Consider the following 15,595-nt stretch of genomic DNA (forward strand, 5'->3'; position numbering starts at 1 on the left):
GGGAGAGGAAAACCTCCCGGTACCGTCCTCAGTCTCCCTCGTCGTACGGCTCCCCGACCGCGGCGGGCACGCGCGTGTACCCGACCACGGCGAGGACGACGAGCACCGCGACGTACGGGAAGAGTCCGGTGATGCTTCCGGGCAGCGAGATGCCGATGGTCTGGAGCTGGATCTGGAGCATGTCCATCGCGCCGAACAGGAGCGACGCGCCGTAGGCACCGAGCGGGTTGTAGTTCCCGAACAGGTACGCGACGATAGCGATCCAGCCGCGGCCGTCGACCATCGTGACGCCGGTCCCGGTGAATCCGCTGCCGATGCCGATCGACAGGACGGCCCCGCCGAGACCCGCCATGACGCCCGAGAAGATCACGGTCACGTAGCGGACACGGTTCACGTCGACTCCGGCCGTATCGAGCGCTTCGGGGTTCTCGCCGGCGGCCTGAACCCAGTAGCCGTAGCGGGTGCGGAACAGCACGACCCAGGCGACGACGGTCAGGACGATGGTGAGGATCACGAGCGGCGAGGCGTCGAAAAACAATCGACCGAGGACCGGAACCTCGGAGAGGATCGGCACCGCCACGTTGTCGATGTTCGGAAGCGACGGGCTGGAGACTCCACCCCAGACGACGGTGGCGATGAACGGCCCGAACCCGAGACCGATGAACCACATCGCCAGGCCGGCGACGATCTGCTCCGCCTCGTATCGGATGAGCAGGACGGCGAAGACGACCGCCATCAGCCCGCAGACGACCGCGGCCGTCACCAGTCCGATCCAGAGGTCGCCCTGCGTGACGGGGTCGCTTCCGGACGTCACCCACGCCGAGACGGCACCGAGCAGCGCGCCGAATATCATGAACCCTTCCAGGCCGATGTTGAACACGCCGCTCTTCTCGGCGTAGAGACCGCCGATGGCGGCCAGCGCGATGGGCGTCGCGGCCTGGAGCGCGCGTTCGAGCGCTCCGACCGTCACGAGCTCCGACCCCGGTACGTCGGCGAAGAGGAACGCCGCCAGGGCGATCGCGAGGACGACGAGACTGCCGGGGAGGACGCGCCCGCCGTCAAACAGGTCACCGAGACGGGTCATTCGCCGTCACCTCCGAGGCTGGTGTACCGGCCGGCCGTGCGAAACAGCTCCGGCGCCGCGACGAACAGGACGATGAGACCGATGACCCCGTCGACCAGCTCGCTCGGCACGTCCAGCGTGAAGCCGATGTACTGGCCGCCGGCGTCGAGTCCCCCGAACAGCAGGCCGGCGGGGACGACCCCGAGCGGATTGTTCGCTGCGAGGAGGCTCACCGCGATGGCGTCGAATCCGAACGTGGGGAAGGTGTTGGGGTCGCTGTAGTAGCCGAGGACCATCACCGCGAACAGCGCGCCGGCGAGGCCGGCGACCATCCCGGAGATGGTCATGGTGCTGACGACCATCCGGTTCGGATCGACGCCGGAGTACTTCGCGGCGGGCTCCTGATATCCGCTCGTGACCAGGTCGTAGCCGAACCCGGTTCGAGCCATCAACACGTAGACCGCGACGACCGTCAACAGCGCGATGGCCAACCCGATGACCGAGAACGACGGGCTGCCGAACGCGAAGCCGGGGAGGTCCACGTACGCCGGGAACTGCTCGGTGTTCGGGGCCGCCGCGCTCGGCGGGCGGAGGTATGCGTCCAACAGGAAGTAGACCACGCCGGAGGCGATGAAGTTCAACATGATGGTCGTGATGACCTCGTTCGCGCCCGCGTACGCCTTCATCACGCCGGGGAGCGCCGCGTACGCGCCGCCGGCGACCACGGCGGCCACGGCGGCTAGCGCCATCAGAACGACGCCGACGGCGACGCCGGCCGGGAGCAGCGGTGCCAGAAACAGGATCGTCAGGGTCGCGGCGAACCCGCCGACGACGAACTGGCCCTGGACGCCGATGTTGAACACGCCGGCGCGGAACGCGACGGCGACGGCGACGCCGGTCAGGATGAGCATGGTCGACTGCCGGAGCATGAACGCGACGTTCGAGAGGCTCCCGACCGCCCCGTAGACGAGCGAGTAGACGAACTCGCCGGCGTCGTATCCCGCGACGGCGACGATGCCCGCGCCGATGACGAACGCGAGCGTGGTCGAGACGACCGCGATGGCGATACGTTCGAGGACGGACGCCGCGAGCATACGGTCGGCGATGCGGTCGGCGACCGCCCGGACGCCGGACGACTCGGCGTCGCTCACGCGTGTTCCTCCGTGTCGACGACGACGGTATTTGGTCCGCTCAGCGTCTGCCCGGCCATCATGAGACCCAGGTCCTCCTCCGTCACGTCCTCGGGATCGACGACGTCGACGAACTCCCCCTCGTACATGACCGCGATCCGGTCGGAGAGCTGTTTGATCTCGTCGAGCTTCGAGGAGACGAGCACGGTCGCGACGCCCTCGTCGCGTATCTCGCGGAGCCGCTCGTGGATGAACTCGATGGAGCCGATGTCGACGCCCCGCGTCGGGTGCGCCGTCACGAGCAGCGACAGGTCACGCTCGAGCTCCCTGCCGACGATGAACTTCTGCTGGTTGCCGCCCGAGAGCGACTCGGCGGTCGCGTCGGGGTTCCGCGGTCGAACGTCGTACTCCTCGATGATCCGGTCGGCGTGGTCGCCGATCGCGCCCCAGTCGAGGAACGACCCGTCGGCGTACGGCTCGATGGTCTGATTTCCCAACAGCGCGTTTCTGACGAGGCTGTACTCCTGGACCAGCCCCTCCACCGTCCGGTCGCCCGGAACGTACGCGATGCCGGACTCGATCCGGTCGCGGCGGCTCGCCTCCGTGATCTCCTCGCCGAACAGCGAGACGGTGCCGTTCTCGGCGTAGCGCATTCCGGTGACGGCCTCGATGAGTTCCTGCTGGCCGTTCCCTTCCACGCCGGCGATGCCCAGGATCTCGCCCTCGCGAACGGCGAGGCTCACGTCCCGGACCTGTCGGAGCCCACGTTCGTCCTCGACGGCGAGGCCGTCGACGGAGAGGGCCACGTCACCCGGCGATCCGTCCCGCGGCTCCACGTCGAACAGCACCTCGCGGCCGACCATCATCCGTGCGAGCTCGTTCCGCGTGGTCCCGTCGGCCTCGACCGTGCCGACGGCCGCTCCATCCCTGAGGACGGTGATGCGGTCGGCCGCTCCCATCGCCTCGTCCAGCTTGTGGGTGATGAAGATGATCGACCGGCCGTCGGCGGTGAGCTCCTCCATCACGTCGAACAGGCCCTCGATCTCCTGTGGCGTCAGGACCGCCGTCGGCTCGTCGAAGATGAGCGTCTCCGCGCCGCGATAGAGGCTCTTGACGATCTCGACGTGCTGTTGTATCCCCAAGCCGAGCTCCTCGACTCTGGTGTCGAGGTGCTCGTCGACCGAGAAGCCGTAGGTGTCGCAGATCTCCGCGACGCGTTCGCGGGCACTGCTGTCGTCGACGAGTCCGCGCTTCGACGGTTCGTGACCGAGGACGATGTTCTGGAGGACCGTCATGGTGTCCACGAGCTGGAAGTGCTGGTGGATCATGCCGATCCCGGTGCCGATGGCGTCCCGCGGGGAGTCGAACGCCCGCGGTTGCCCGTCGACGTTCACCGTCCCCTCGTCGGGATCGTACAGGCCGTACAGGACCTTCATCAGCGTCGTCTTCCCCGCGCCGTTCTCGCCGATCACGGCGTGGACCGACCCACGCTCCAAGGCCAGGTCGACGGCATCGTTGGCGACGACGTCGCCGAACCGTTTCGTGATGCTGGTGAGTTCGACCGCGTACGTGTCGTCCGTCATTTCGTGTGCGTCATACAGTGTTCTCGGGGGTCGTGGTGAAAATACTACGAGGAGTCATGCCCTCGGTCAGCAGCCGCCGGCGCTACACGGAACCGTAATGTCGCCGTCGATGATTCCCTGCTTGCTCTCCTCGAGGTTCTGGGTGACGACGTCGGGGAGCTGGTCGCCGACGGTGTCGCCGAGGACGACCTTGACGGCGTCCTCCTCGAGACCGAGCACGTTCGCGCCCTGAACCGCCGACCAGTTATCCTGGACGACGGCCTCGGCGACCTCGTAGGTCCCCTCGTTGATGTACTTCACCGCCGACCCCATGATCACGTCGCTGTAGTCGGGGAGCGTCACGGACTGGTCCGCGTCGACCCCGACGGCGAAGCGGTTCGCGTCCTGTGCGGCCTGGAAGACGCCCTGCCCGGCCGCGGCGGCGGCGTGGTAGACGATGTCCGCGCCCGCGTCGTACTGCGACGTGGCGATGTTGTTGGCCGTCTGGGTGTCGGTGTAGTTGCCGATGTACCCGACCCGGACCTCCATCTCGTCGTCGACCCACTGTGCGCCCGCTCGGTAGGCCCGCTCGAAGGCGTTGATGAGCGACCCGTCGACGCCGCCGACGAAGCCGATCACCTTGTCGTCGGGAGTGAGCGTGTTCCCCTCGTGGGAGAGTTCGCGCGTGGTCATCGTCGCCGCCAGGACGCCCGCCTGGAAGGACATCTCGTGGTTCGCCCACGTGTACCCCGCGACGTTCGGCTGATCGACGGAGGCGTTGATCAGCATCCAGTTCTGATCGGGGTACTCCTCGGCGTTCGTCTGGAGCGCCTGCGTGTGGTTGTAGCTGACGAGGACGATGAGGTCGTAGTCCGGGTCGCCGCTCTCGGCCAGCTGCGACTGGACGGTCTGATAGTTCGACTGGTTGGTCTCCTCGACCTGCTGTATCTCGATATCGTACTCCTCGGCGGCCGACTCCAGGCCCTGGAGCGCCAGGTCGTTGAACGCCTGATCGCCGAACCCGGCCGGACTGGAGACGATGGCGACGTTGGTCGTCCCACCGGAGCCGTCCGACCCTCCCGAGTCGGATTCGGAGTTCGTATCGGATCCCGAGCCGGAGTCGGAATCCGAGTCAGAGTCGGAATCCGAGTCAGAGTCGGAATCGGACCCGGAATCAGAATCCGACCCGGATCCGGAGCCCCCGTCGTCGGTCAAACATCCAGCCAGCCCGGCCACGCCGACGAGCCCCGCCCCCGTCCTCAGGACGTCCCGTCGCCGCGGAACCCCGTCGCTCGTCTCGCCCGTCGTGTCGGCCTCAGACCTTTCGCGTGTATTCGTATCGACCATGATCGTTTTCCGACTTACTCTCTTTCGAGTACCATTATAAGCGTTGGCCATGATTACTGATACGATCGGTCCTGGACGGAACGTGTGAACTACTTCTTTCTCACAGATTTCGGGCATCATCCGTCGGCTGAGGGCGATACGTTGGCATTTAGCACGGACTCCGACGCGCCACACGCACCCGTGATGGTTATTACACGAAACGTTACACGAACCCACAGAGCGGTTCACGTTCCCGTCGGGACGTACCGTTCGGCCGAACGTTTCGCGACCGACGCGGCGTTCGCGGCGCTCTCGGAACGGTCCCACCTCTAGGGGGCGATGCTCAACCGTCGACGGACCGCTCGTCGAGCGCGACCGGGATCGATCGGGCGGCGACGTCGGCGGCGAACGCCTCGGCGTCCGCCTCCAGGTCGTCGAAGGCGTCGTAGTGGATCGGCACGACGAGATCCGGAGCCATGCGTTCGGCGAGGTCCGCGGCGGCGTGACGGTCGGAGACGATCCCGCCGCCGCCGATGTTCGCGAGGAGGACGCTCACGTCGAGTTCGGCGAGCGCGTCGAGCGCGTCGCCGTCGCCGGGCCAGAGCACGGTCCGGTCCCCGACGGAGAACAGGAAACCGCAGCCGAAGCCCTCCGGGTGCGGGACCGTCCCGTCGTCGCTCGCGCAGGGGCCGTCCGGCTCGTTGTGCGCGGCCACCGTCCAGACGGGGACCGTCCCGTCGTCGGTCTCGACATCGACGCGGGCCTCGTCGTCGACGCGGACCACGTCGTAGTCGGCTGCGAGCGCCTCGATCGGCTCCACGTCGCGGCCGATCCGGTCGGGCTCGACGCCCTCGTAGATCACGAGCGTCGCGTCCGCGTCGGCGACGGAGCGGATCCCCGCGGGGTCGTAGTGGTGGTCGTGGGTCACGAGGACGACGTCGCCGTCGCGGGCCCAGTAGTCGTCGAGGACGCCGTATCGACCGGGGTCCGTGTACACCACCGGGCCGCCGGCGGAGACGCGGGCGGTCGCGTAGCCGAGCCACTCGACGGCGAGGTCGTCGTATCTGACGGTCATGTCGCGTGATCCGGTCGGTCTCCCCTTGAGCGTGGCTATCCGTCCTCGGCCCCGTCGCCGACGACGAGCTCCCACGCCCCCTCGACGCCGGCCGCCGGACCGACGACGTGTTCGGGGACGAGCGGCATCGGGACGGGCACGAACCCGGCGGCGCGCATCGCCGCGAAGCCGCTCGCGGTCTCGACGACAGTCCCGTCGTCGCCGCGACGCACGCGGAACCGCTTGTCCGCCGGGTCTCGACGGTAGACGTACGGGAACGCTCCGGCCGGCGGGGTTCGGAGGCTCTCCACGCCGCCGAGCACCGCCACCACCCGATCGTCGACCTCACAGACCAGTCGCGGGACGCTCGGTCGACCGTCCGGACCGGTCGACGCCGCGTCGACGCCGCCGACGGACGGGACCGGTCCCGCCGGCGTGTCCGTCTCGCGCCAGCGGAACGTCGGGTCGGCGTCCGATCCCCGCGAGACGCCGTCGGGGCCGTCGAGGTCGTCGACGCGGACGCAGGCGTATCCCCTGGCGGCTCCGGGGATCGATCCGGTGTCGACGGGGATCCGGTCGGGTCCCTCGTGGAACGTCCGGCGGCCGTCCGCCTCGTCGACGAGCAGCGGCGGGTCCGTGAGCAGCGACCGAACCGCGGACGCGACGCCGTCGTCCGTGACGACGAACAGGGCGCGACGGTCGCGTTCGAGCGCGTGCCCGAGTCGGGAGGCGACGGTCGTCGGCGTCGCGTCGGCGTCGGTGAGCGGTTCGATCCCGAAGCGCTCCTCGTCCCGCACAGCGACCGCCGGCGGCTCCGCTCGGGTCCCCGGACGGGTGACGTCGTATCCGCGCGCCGCGAGGCGGCTCGCCGCCGCCTCCGTGAGCCGCCGCCGCGCCGCGTCGCCGAGGGGATCGGGCATACGGGCGGCTACGGGACCGACCCGGAAGCGGCTTTCGCGTGGTCCGTACTGCTGCCGCCCGGTTCACTCGGCGTCGTCGCCGGCCTCGCTGCCGCCGTCCGCGAGCCGCGCGACCCGTTCGAGGGCGTCGACGTCCTCGACGGACTTGTCCTCGCGGACGCCGACGAACCGGGGGAACCGGAGCGCGTAGCCGGAGCCGTACGTCGGGGACGTCTGGATCTCCTCGTAGCCGACCTCGAGGACGACCTCGGGCCGGATCCGGAGGTCGGTTCCCGACTCGGCGACGACGTGCGGCTCCAGCCGCTCCGTGAGCTCCTCGAGCTCCTCGTCGGAGAGGCCCGTCGCGACCTTCCCGATCGGCTCGTAGCCGTCGCCGTCGCGGACCGCGAGCAGGAACGTCCCGAACAGCTCCGCGCGGCGACCCTCGCCCCACTCCGCGCCGACGACGACCGCGTCGAGCGTCTCGACGTCCGGCTTCCGTTTCAGCCAGTCGCGCCCGCGGTCGCCGGGCGTGTACGCCGACGCCGGGTTCTTCAGCATGACGCCCTCGTGGCCCGCCTCGAGGGCCGCCGACTCGATCCGGGCGACCGCCGCCGCGTCGTCGACGACCCGCAGGTCCGCCGCCGCGTCGGGGAGGACCTCGACGAGCCGGTCGTGCCGGGCACGAAGGGGCTGCTGGAGGAGCTCCTCGGGGTCCTCGGGGGCGTCGTCGCCGTCGTCCGCGTCCGCGCGCTCGGTGTCACCGCCCGCGAGCAGGCAGTCGAACGCGTGGAGCCGGCAGGTCACCGCCTCGCGCATCCGGTCCACGTCGTGTTTCCGGCGGAACCGGCGGAGCACCTCCTGGAACGGGAGCGGCGAGCCGTCGTCGTCGACGGCGACGACCTCCCCGTCGAGGACGACCGGGGCGTCGACGCGGTCCGCCACGTACTCGACGATCTCCGGAAGGGCCTCCGTCACGTCGTCCATGTTCCGCGAGTAGAGCCGCGGCCCGAAGCCGTCGGGCCCCGGCGCGTAGTGGACCTGGACGCGCGCGCCGTCGAACTTCGTCTCGACGGCGACCTCCCCGAACGACTCGACCGCGTCGGCCGCGGTCCCCGCCTGCGCCAGCATCGCCTGGACCGGCCTGCCGACCCGGATCCGCTCGGCGTTCAGCCCCTCGAGCCCCTCCTCGCGGGCGAGACGCGCGACCCGGCCGTAGTCGTTCGTCACCTGGAGGGCGCGCTCGACGGCCGCGCGCGCCTCGTCGGTCGCTCGATTCGCGGCGTCCTCGTCGTCCGCGTCATCCTCGTCGTCCGCGTCGTCCTCGTCGTCTTCATCGGCCGCGTTCGCCGGTTCCTCGTCCCCTTCGGCGGGCGCGGTCGTCGTGTCCTCCGCCTCGTCGTCCGTGTCGTCGGGCTCCGCGAGGAACGCTTCGGCGACCGCGTCCCGCACGGTGCCCTCGCCGACGCCGACCCGCATCTCGCCGAGCACCAGCCGCGCGAGCGTCTTCGCCTCCGCCGGGTCACACCGGTTGAACAGCCCGAACAGCGCGTCGACCTTCCGGGACTCGCTCCCCTCGCCCGTCGCGGCCGCGAGCTCGCGGAGCGTCCCGTCCACCTCCGCGACCGAGGGCGGGTCGCTCCCGCCGCCGAACGCCGAGAGCCCCCGCTGGCCGCCGAAGTCGAAGCCGGCGGCGACCGCGCCGATCTCCCCGCGCTCGGCGAGCCGCGCCTCCACGTCGTCGGCGGTGACGTTCGGGCCGGCCGCGCGGGCGATGGCCTCCCGACACGAGGCGGGGCCGATATCGAGGGTACGGTCGTCGTGTGCGGGGTACGTCCGCCCGAGCAGGAAGCGGGTCACGGTCTCGAGGTCGTCGCCGGCGTCGACGAGCAGGTCCGCGACGATCGCCGTCGTCTCGAGGTCGGCCGGCTCGGCCTCCAGTTCCTCCATCCGCTCGGCGAACGCGGCGAACTCCATACCCCGGCTCGGCGATCGGCGGGCAAAAACGCGCCGATGCGGGACGAGCGGCCGACGAGCGGGAAGCGAACCGGATCGCTCCGGGTCGGGGCTCTTTTATAACCGCAGGCCGTCGGGCCATCGCATGAGTACCGAGTCGACCCTCGCCGACGGGGTTCACGAGGCGCTGGCCGTCGACGCGGAGGCGTTCGCCGCGCGCGCCGAGGAGGAGGCGGAGGTCGTCAAACAGGGGTTACACGACGGGGCGTTCGACAACCACCAGTCGATCGTCGGCTTCGAGTACGAGTTCTACGCGGTCGCCGACGGCCGCTGGAGCGAGGAGTCCCGCGCGGGCGAGTACGCCCTGATGCGCGTGCCCCGCAGGCTCCTGGAGCTGATGGGCTTCGAGAAGGAGCTCGGGCTCCACAACGCGGAGATGTCGACGAGCCCGCAACCCCTCTCGGATCACGGCCTGCGCGCGCAGCTCGCGGAGGTCCGCGCCCGGCTGGAGGCCGCGGAGAACACCGCCGAGGTCGAGGGGATGCGGCTCGTCTCCGACGGCGTCTGGACCATCCCGCCGGCGGGCGAGACCGCCCGCGAGTACCTCACCGACAGCGTCGACCTCGACGGCGTGACCGTCGCGGCGAACATGAGCGACGCCGTCCGCTACCACGCGATGGCCAACGCCGGCGACGACGCGCCCGTGACGCTTTCGGCCCCGGGCGTCACGCTGGAGGCCGACACGGTGATGCCGGAGAGCCTCATCACCTCGATCCAGCCGCACTACCAGGTCGCCCAGGCCGACACGCTGCCGGTTCACTTCCGATACGCGCTCCGGATCGCGGGACCGCTCCTGGCCCTCGGCGTGAACTCGCCGCTGCTCCCGCCGGACCTCTACGACGACGGCTGGGACGCGGAGCGGATCCTGACCGAGGGCGCGACCGAGAACCGCGTCCACGTGTTCGAGTCCGTGCTCAACGCCCGAACCGACGCCGACAAGGTCCGGTTCCCGCGCGACCTCCACGACGTCGAGACCGCCGTCGACCGGATCGCCGGCGACGAGACGCTCGTCCCCATGCCCGAACCGTCCGGCACCGACCGCTTCGACGACGACTTCGCCACCTTCCGGACGAAACACGGCACCTACTGGCGGTGGGTCCGCCCGGTGTTCGAGGGGGCGAGCCGCTCGAGCGCGAACGCCCGGATCGAGTTCCGCCCGGTTCCCGCCCAGCCGACCGTCCGGGACTCGATCGCGTTCCAGGCCGCGTTCGCGGGGTTGATGGGGGCGCTGCCGCGCCGTGAACACCCCGTCATCGGGCTCGAGTGGGAGACGGCGCGGGACAACTTCTACGCCGCGGTCGCCGACGGCCTCGACGCCGACATGGAGTGGATCGGCTACGACGGCGAGCACACGACGGATGCCGAGACGATGTACGCGGACCTCCTCGACCACGCGGCCGCCGGGCTCCGGACCGCGGGCTGTTCGGAGTCGGAGGCGGAGTCGTGGCTCGCTCCCCTCCGCTACCGGGTCGACGCCGGCGTCACTCCGGCCGACTGGAAGCGCGCCGGCGTCCGGGAGCGGCTCGCGGCGGGCGAACCGTTCGCCGACGCGGTCCACGACACCCAGCGGGCGTACATCGAACGACAGGCGGACACCCTCATCCACGGCGGCTTCTCCGAGTGGTGAGGCGGGCGGATCGGGGAACCGACGGCGACGCGGCCGCTGAACGCCGGCCGGAGACGACGCGGCGACTGAACGCCGGCCGGAGACGACACGACGACCGAACCCCGAAGGGGACGGCGGGACCGCGCGGTCGGCCCACTTAAGTATCGAACGGGAGAGGATCCGGTAGAGACGATCACATGCCGTGGCAGTCGACCCCGTACGTTCTCCTGCTCTTTCTGTCCGCGCTCGTGGCGTCGCTGTGGGCGGGGTACGCGATCCTGTCGGTTCCCGCGGAGCGCCGGAACCGCACGGTCACGACGTTCGTCGTCCTCTGTCTCTCGGCGGCGGTGTGGGCCGCGACGTACGCGATCCAGATCGCGAGCACCGGCCTCGAGGCGAAGCTGTTCGCCTACCGGCTGTTACACGTCGGCGCGGCCGCGACCCCGTCCGCGTGGCTGGCGTTCGCGCTGGCGTACACCGGCCGGGGGGACCGGCTCACCCCGGCGGTCGGCGCGACGCTGGCGGCGATCCCCGCCGCGCTGGTCGCGCTGCTCTTCGCGAACCCGTACTCGCTGGTCCTCGTCGACGCCGAACTGGTCACGGCCGGGTCGCTGACGCGGCTGGAGACGACGCTCGGGCCGGCGTACCACCTCCATCTCGCCTTCTCGTACGTCGCGGTCGTCGCCGGGGCGGCGCTCGTCGTGGCGCACGCGCTCCGCTCCGGCGAGCGGATCAGACGGCAGGCGGGGCTGCTCATCGGCGGAGCGCTGGTCCCGCTCGCGTTGAACGTGTTCGAGGTCCTCTCCGTGCCGCCGTTCGGGACGGCCGCCGTGAACCTGACTCCCGTCTCGCTGTCGCTCTCGACGGCGTGTTTCGGGGTGGCCGTGTTCCGCTACCGGCTCTTCGATCTGACGCCCATCGCCTCGCGGGTCGTACTCGCGGAGATGGACGACGGCGTGGTCGTCCTCGACGCCGACGGGACGATAGTCGACGTCAACCCGGCGGCGGAGAGCGTCGTCGGCGAGCGGGAGGCGGCGATCGGCGCGCCGGTCTCGACGAAGCTCCCGGAGTACGACCGGCTCGAGGCCGAAGACGACGCCGTCCTCGCGACCCGGGAGGGCCCCGACGGGGAGCGGTTCCTCCGACTGAGCCGGTCGCCGCTGGAGCGGGGCGGCGAGACGTACGGCCGGGTCGTCCTGATCGGCGACGTGACCACGATAGAGGAGCAGCGCCGGACCCTCGAGGAGCGGAACGAGCGGCTGGACGCCTTCGCGGGGGTCGTCTCACACGACCTCCGGAACCCGCTCTCCGTCGTCTCCGGGTACGCCGAGCTCGCGAGCGAGACGGGCGATCCGGAGCACTTCGAGCGGATCCACGACACCGTCGACCGCATGACCGAGTTCCTCGAGGACCTGTTACAGCTCTCGAGGCGGGGCGAGACCGTGACCGACTTCGAGCCGGTCCCGCTTCGAGAGCTGCTCGAGGCGGTCGAGACCGACATCGCGGACGACGACCTCGCGGTGGTCGTCGACGGAGCGGTCGCCGACGCGGTCGTGCTCGCCGACCGCGCCCGTCTCCGGCAGGTCCTCGACAACCTCCTGCGGAACGCCCGCGACCACGCCGACGGGCCGGTGACCGTGACCGTCGGCGGGCTTCCGGACGGGTTCTTCCTCGCGGACGACGGCCCCGGGATCCCCGCGGACGAGCGCGAGAGCGTCTTCGACGTCGGGTTCACGACGCGCGAGTCGGGGACCGGGTTCGGGCTGACGATCGTCCGCGACGTCGTCGAGGCCCACGGCTGGTCGATCGAGGCGACGGAGAGCGAGGGTGGCGGCGCGCGGTTCGAGGTCGTCGGCGTCGAGTTCGCCGGATCCGGAGACGGTGAGGAGGCGATCGGGACGCCCCCCGAGCCGCCGTGACCGCCGGTTCGGACGGGCGAACGCGGGCGTCCGCCTACTCGCGGAACGTCAGCCCGGCGCGAAACTCCCGCGCCCGCGACAACAGCGCGTCGCGGGCGGCCGACTCCGGCTCCGCGCCCTCGTCGGTCAGCGTCAGGTGGCCCATCTTCCGGAGCGGGCGCGCCTCCTCTTTGCCGTACCAGTGGAGCGAGGCGTCCGGTGCGTCGAGGACCGTCTCGACGCCGCGGAGGGTCGCGGGCCGGCTCCCGTCCGTGTCCCCGAGCACGTTCGCGGTCACCGCGGGCGCGACGAGGTCGGTCGGGCCGAGCGGCCAGCCGAGCACGGCGCGGACGTGGTTCTCGAACTGCGAGGTCCGCGTCCCCTCGATCGTCCAGTGACCGGAGTTGTGCGGGCGCGGCGCGATCTCGTTGACGAGCACGTCGCCCTCGCGGGTCTCGAACAGCTCGATCCCGTAGACGCCGCGCCCGTCGAGGAAGTCGAGGACGTCCTCGGCGACCGCCTCGGCGCGGGCGATCACGTCGTCGTCAGCGCGGGCGGGAGCCACGCTCTCGCGGAGGATCTCCTCGCGGTGGACCGTCTCCGTCACGGGGTAGGTCCGGGTCGCGCCGTCGGCCCCCTTCAGTCCCATCACGGCGATCTCGCGCTCGAAGTCGACGAACCGCTCGGCCATCGCGTCGCCGCCGACGTCCGCGAGCGCGTCGGCCGCCTCCTCGGGTTCGTGGACCGGGACGTTCCCGCGGCCGTCGTAGCCGCCGCGGCGGGCCTTGAGCATGACGCCGCCGAACTCCTCGACGACGCGCTCGAGCCCCTCGGCGGTCGCGACCGCGGCGAACTCCGGCACGGGGATCCCGGCGTCCGCGAGCGCCTCCGTCTGGACCAGCTTGTCCTGGATCGTCTCGAGTGTCGCCGGGTCCGGCTGGACGGGCACGTCGTGTTCCGCGCCCGCCGCCGCCAGCACGTCGGGGTCGGCGAGCTCGATCTCGAAGGTGAGCGCGTCGACGCGCGCGGCGAGGTCGCGGATCCCCTCGGGGTCGTCGAAGTCGGCGACGATCTGGTCGCGGGCGACCCCGGAGGCGGGACACTCCGGTGTGGGGTCGAGGACGACCACGTCGACGCCGAGCGGCGAGGCCGCCTCCGCGAGCATCCGTCCGAGCTGTCCGCCGCCGACGACGCCCAGGGTCGGGCCGGGCAGGGTGATCGACATCTACCCGGAATATCGCACGTCGACGAATAAATATTCCTGAATACGCCGATCGATACCCACGTTCGTGGATCTCAGTTCCCGTCGTCAACCCGCGCCTCCTCGCCCGCCAGCATCTCGAGCACCTGCATCACGCCCGAGTTGTCGTCGCGGCCCATGTCGTTTTGGACCATGGACTTGTACAGCTCGTGGGCGAGTTCGGTCTGGGGCATCGGCGAGCCGAACGCCTCGCCGGCGTCCGTCGCGATCCGGAGGTCCTTGTACTGGTACTCCGCGAAGAAGCCCGGATCGAAGTCGCCGCGGATCATCGATTCGGCGCGGTTGTCCAGCGTCCAACACCCCGCCGCGCCGCCGCTGATCGCGTCCACGACCGCCTGGAGGTCCGCGCCCGCGTTGTGGGCGAACACCAGCGCCTCGCTCACCGCGACCATCTGGGCGGAGACGACGATCTGGTTACACGCCTTCGTCGTCTGTCCCGCCCCGCTCGGCCCGCAGTGCGTCACCGTCTCGCCCATGACCTCGAGGGCGTCCCGCCACTCCTCGAGGACGTCCTCGTCGCCGCCGACCATGATCGAGAGCGTGCCCTCGATCGCGCCCGACTCGCCGCCCGAGATCGGCGCGTCGAGCACGTCGACGCCCGCCTCGCCGAGCCGCTCCGCGACCGCCTCCGCGACCGTCGGCGAGATGGTCGAGTGGTCGATGAGAGTGGTTCCGGGAGTCACGCCGTCGATGACCGGCTCGGGTTCGTCGCCCTCGCCGAGCACCACGTCCTCGACCGCGGGCGAGTCGGGGAGACAGAGGAAGACGACGTCGCTCCGCTCGGCGACGCCCGCGGGCGATCCCCCGTCCTCGCCCCCGTACGCGACGAGCTCCCCGACCGATTCGGCCGAGCGGTTGTGTCCCACGACGTCGTACCCCGCGTCGAGGAGGTTCTTCGCCATCGGCAGGCCCATGATACCGAGTCCGACGAATCCGGCGGTGGCTGTCGCCATACGTCCCGTGTCGTCGAACGGCGCATAAACCTGATCCCGGCGGCCGTCTCCGCCTCGCCGGACGCTACACCGAGACGGTCGCGAGGTCGCTCTCCAGCTCCTCGACGAACTCGTTGTACGCCTCGACGAAGCCCGCGAACGGCTCGGCGTACTCGCGCACGTCGGCCGCTGAGGGGGCCTCGTACTGCGAGAGGAGGTAGAGCCCGCCGGAGCCGCCGACGCGGAGGTACGACACCGATCCCTCCTCCCACTTCAGCTCCCAGCGGTCCCCGCCGACGCGGGCGGTGAACGTCCCGTACTCGTCGCCCTCGTAGCGGTACACCTCGCCGGCGATGACGCCGCAGGTCTCGCGGATCGAGTCGAGCACCCGGTCGCGCTCGGCGACGACCCCGTCGGTCGAGGCGGGCTCCGGGAACTCCGCGGAGACGCCGTCGAGCACGCCCGACAGCGAGTCGACGTACGCGTTCCAGGCGGCCACCATGTTCGGGTAGTCCTCGAGGGCGGCCGACAGCCCCGCGGGATCGGGGGGCTGTTTCGTCGAGACGACGTAGGTGTCCGAGCCGCGCTTCGGGGAGAACAGCAGGAACTCCAGCTCGCCGGCCTCGTGTTTGACGGTCCACTCGCCGGCGTCGGTCTCCAGCGTCTCCCGGCCGTAGTCGCCGCCCTGGAGCTTCGCGAGCCGGTAGGCGATCCCACCGGCGTGGTCGCGGACCGCGGCGACCAACTCGTCGCGCCGGTCCGCCACCGCCTCCGCGTCGGACACGTCGAGGTCGATGCCGAGCCCGGCCGTCTCGGAAGGGGAACTCACGTCCCGACGGGGGCGACGA

Annotated in this window: 12 protein-coding genes; 2 read left to right on the top strand and 10 right to left on the bottom strand. The window is 70.6% G+C overall.

Annotated features, from left to right (window positions below):
- Positions 1-28: 28 nt before the first annotated feature.
- The 7 genes from AXA68_RS13580 to ligA form a co-directional block, all read right to left on the bottom strand.
- Positions 29-1,084, bottom strand: coding sequence for an ABC transporter permease (locus AXA68_RS13580; protein WP_066417817.1), 1,056 nt, complete (start codon positions 1,082-1,084; stop codon positions 29-31).
- Complete coding sequence (locus AXA68_RS13585; RefSeq protein ID WP_080505262.1) at positions 1,081-2,214, bottom strand: ABC transporter permease; 1,134 nt, start codon at positions 2,212-2,214, stop codon at positions 1,081-1,083. The genes AXA68_RS13580 and AXA68_RS13585 overlap by 4 nt, the downstream gene beginning before the upstream one ends.
- Positions 2,211-3,776 carry an ABC transporter ATP-binding protein gene (locus tag AXA68_RS13590; protein ID WP_066417819.1) on the bottom strand — a complete coding sequence of 522 codons (1,566 nt, stop codon included), beginning with the start codon at positions 3,774-3,776 and terminating at the stop codon, positions 2,211-2,213. The genes AXA68_RS13585 and AXA68_RS13590 overlap by 4 nt, the downstream gene beginning before the upstream one ends.
- A gap of 66 nt (positions 3,777-3,842) precedes the next feature.
- Complete coding sequence (locus AXA68_RS13595) at positions 3,843-5,102, bottom strand: BMP family lipoprotein (protein WP_066417823.1); 1,260 nt, start codon at positions 5,100-5,102, stop codon at positions 3,843-3,845.
- Positions 5,103-5,424: 322 nt separating this feature from the next.
- Positions 5,425-6,156, bottom strand: coding sequence for an MBL fold metallo-hydrolase (locus AXA68_RS13600; protein WP_066417826.1), 732 nt, complete (start codon positions 6,154-6,156; stop codon positions 5,425-5,427).
- A gap of 35 nt (positions 6,157-6,191) precedes the next feature.
- Entirely contained in the window at positions 6,192-7,055 is an 864-nt protein-coding gene (locus tag AXA68_RS13605) for a hypothetical protein (RefSeq protein ID WP_066417827.1), read from the bottom strand.
- Between the two features lie 63 nt (positions 7,056-7,118).
- Positions 7,119-9,011, bottom strand: coding sequence for an ATP-dependent DNA ligase LigA (ligA, locus tag AXA68_RS13610; protein ID WP_066417830.1), 1,893 nt, complete (start codon positions 9,009-9,011; stop codon positions 7,119-7,121).
- A gap of 124 nt (positions 9,012-9,135) precedes the next feature.
- On the opposite strand from ligA, the gene AXA68_RS13615 reads away from it, so the two are divergent.
- Together AXA68_RS13615 and AXA68_RS13620 are read left to right on the top strand one after the other, a co-directional pair.
- The gene (locus AXA68_RS13615; RefSeq protein ID WP_066417833.1) at positions 9,136-10,677 is read left to right on the top strand and encodes a hypothetical protein; all 1,542 of its coding nucleotides are present in this window, start codon (positions 9,136-9,138) and stop codon (positions 10,675-10,677) included.
- A gap of 176 nt (positions 10,678-10,853) precedes the next feature.
- The gene (locus AXA68_RS13620; RefSeq protein ID WP_066417836.1) at positions 10,854-12,575 is read left to right on the top strand and encodes a histidine kinase N-terminal 7TM domain-containing protein; all 1,722 of its coding nucleotides are present in this window, start codon (positions 10,854-10,856) and stop codon (positions 12,573-12,575) included.
- Positions 12,576-12,609: 34 nt separating this feature from the next.
- Here the strand turns inward: AXA68_RS13620 and purK are convergent, their stop codons facing one another.
- The 3 genes from purK to AXA68_RS13635 form a co-directional block, all read right to left on the bottom strand.
- Positions 12,610-13,779, bottom strand: a complete 1,170-nt coding sequence (purK, locus tag AXA68_RS13625) for a 5-(carboxyamino)imidazole ribonucleotide synthase (protein WP_066417837.1) — start codon at positions 13,777-13,779, stop codon at positions 12,610-12,612.
- Positions 13,780-13,850: 71 nt separating this feature from the next.
- Entirely contained in the window at positions 13,851-14,768 is a 918-nt protein-coding gene (locus tag AXA68_RS13630) for an NAD(P)-dependent oxidoreductase (protein WP_066417846.1), read from the bottom strand.
- Between the two features lie 64 nt (positions 14,769-14,832).
- The gene (locus AXA68_RS13635; RefSeq protein WP_066417854.1) at positions 14,833-15,576 is read right to left on the bottom strand and encodes a hypothetical protein; all 744 of its coding nucleotides are present in this window, start codon (positions 15,574-15,576) and stop codon (positions 14,833-14,835) included.
- Positions 15,577-15,595: the final 19 nt, after the last annotated feature.

It is taken from the genome of Halorubrum aethiopicum, from assembly GCF_001542905.1.
GTDB classification, from domain to species: domain Archaea; phylum Halobacteriota; class Halobacteria; order Halobacteriales; family Haloferacaceae; genus Halorubrum; species Halorubrum aethiopicum.

Coding starts and splice junctions, on each gene's coding strand:
- AXA68_RS13580 (WP_066417817.1), bottom strand. CDS start 1,084: ATGACCCGTCTCGGTGACCTGTTTGACGGCGGGCGCGTCCTCCCCGGC.
- AXA68_RS13590 (WP_066417819.1), bottom strand. CDS start 3,776: ATGACGGACGACACGTACGCGGTCGAACTCACCAGCATCACGAAACGG.
- AXA68_RS13595 (WP_066417823.1), bottom strand. CDS start 5,102: ATGGTCGATACGAATACACGCGAAAGGTCTGAGGCCGACACGACGGGC.
- AXA68_RS13600 (WP_066417826.1), bottom strand. CDS start 6,156: ATGACCGTCAGATACGACGACCTCGCCGTCGAGTGGCTCGGCTACGCG.
- AXA68_RS13605 (WP_066417827.1), bottom strand. CDS start 7,055: ATGCCCGATCCCCTCGGCGACGCGGCGCGGCGGCGGCTCACGGAGGCG.
- ligA (WP_066417830.1), bottom strand. CDS start 9,011: ATGGAGTTCGCCGCGTTCGCCGAGCGGATGGAGGAACTGGAGGCCGAG.
- AXA68_RS13615 (WP_066417833.1), top strand. CDS start 9,136: ATGAGTACCGAGTCGACCCTCGCCGACGGGGTTCACGAGGCGCTGGCC.
- AXA68_RS13620 (WP_066417836.1), top strand. CDS start 10,854: ATGCCGTGGCAGTCGACCCCGTACGTTCTCCTGCTCTTTCTGTCCGCG.
- purK (WP_066417837.1), bottom strand. CDS start 13,779: ATGTCGATCACCCTGCCCGGCCCGACCCTGGGCGTCGTCGGCGGCGGA.
- AXA68_RS13630 (WP_066417846.1), bottom strand. CDS start 14,768: ATGGCGACAGCCACCGCCGGATTCGTCGGACTCGGTATCATGGGCCTG.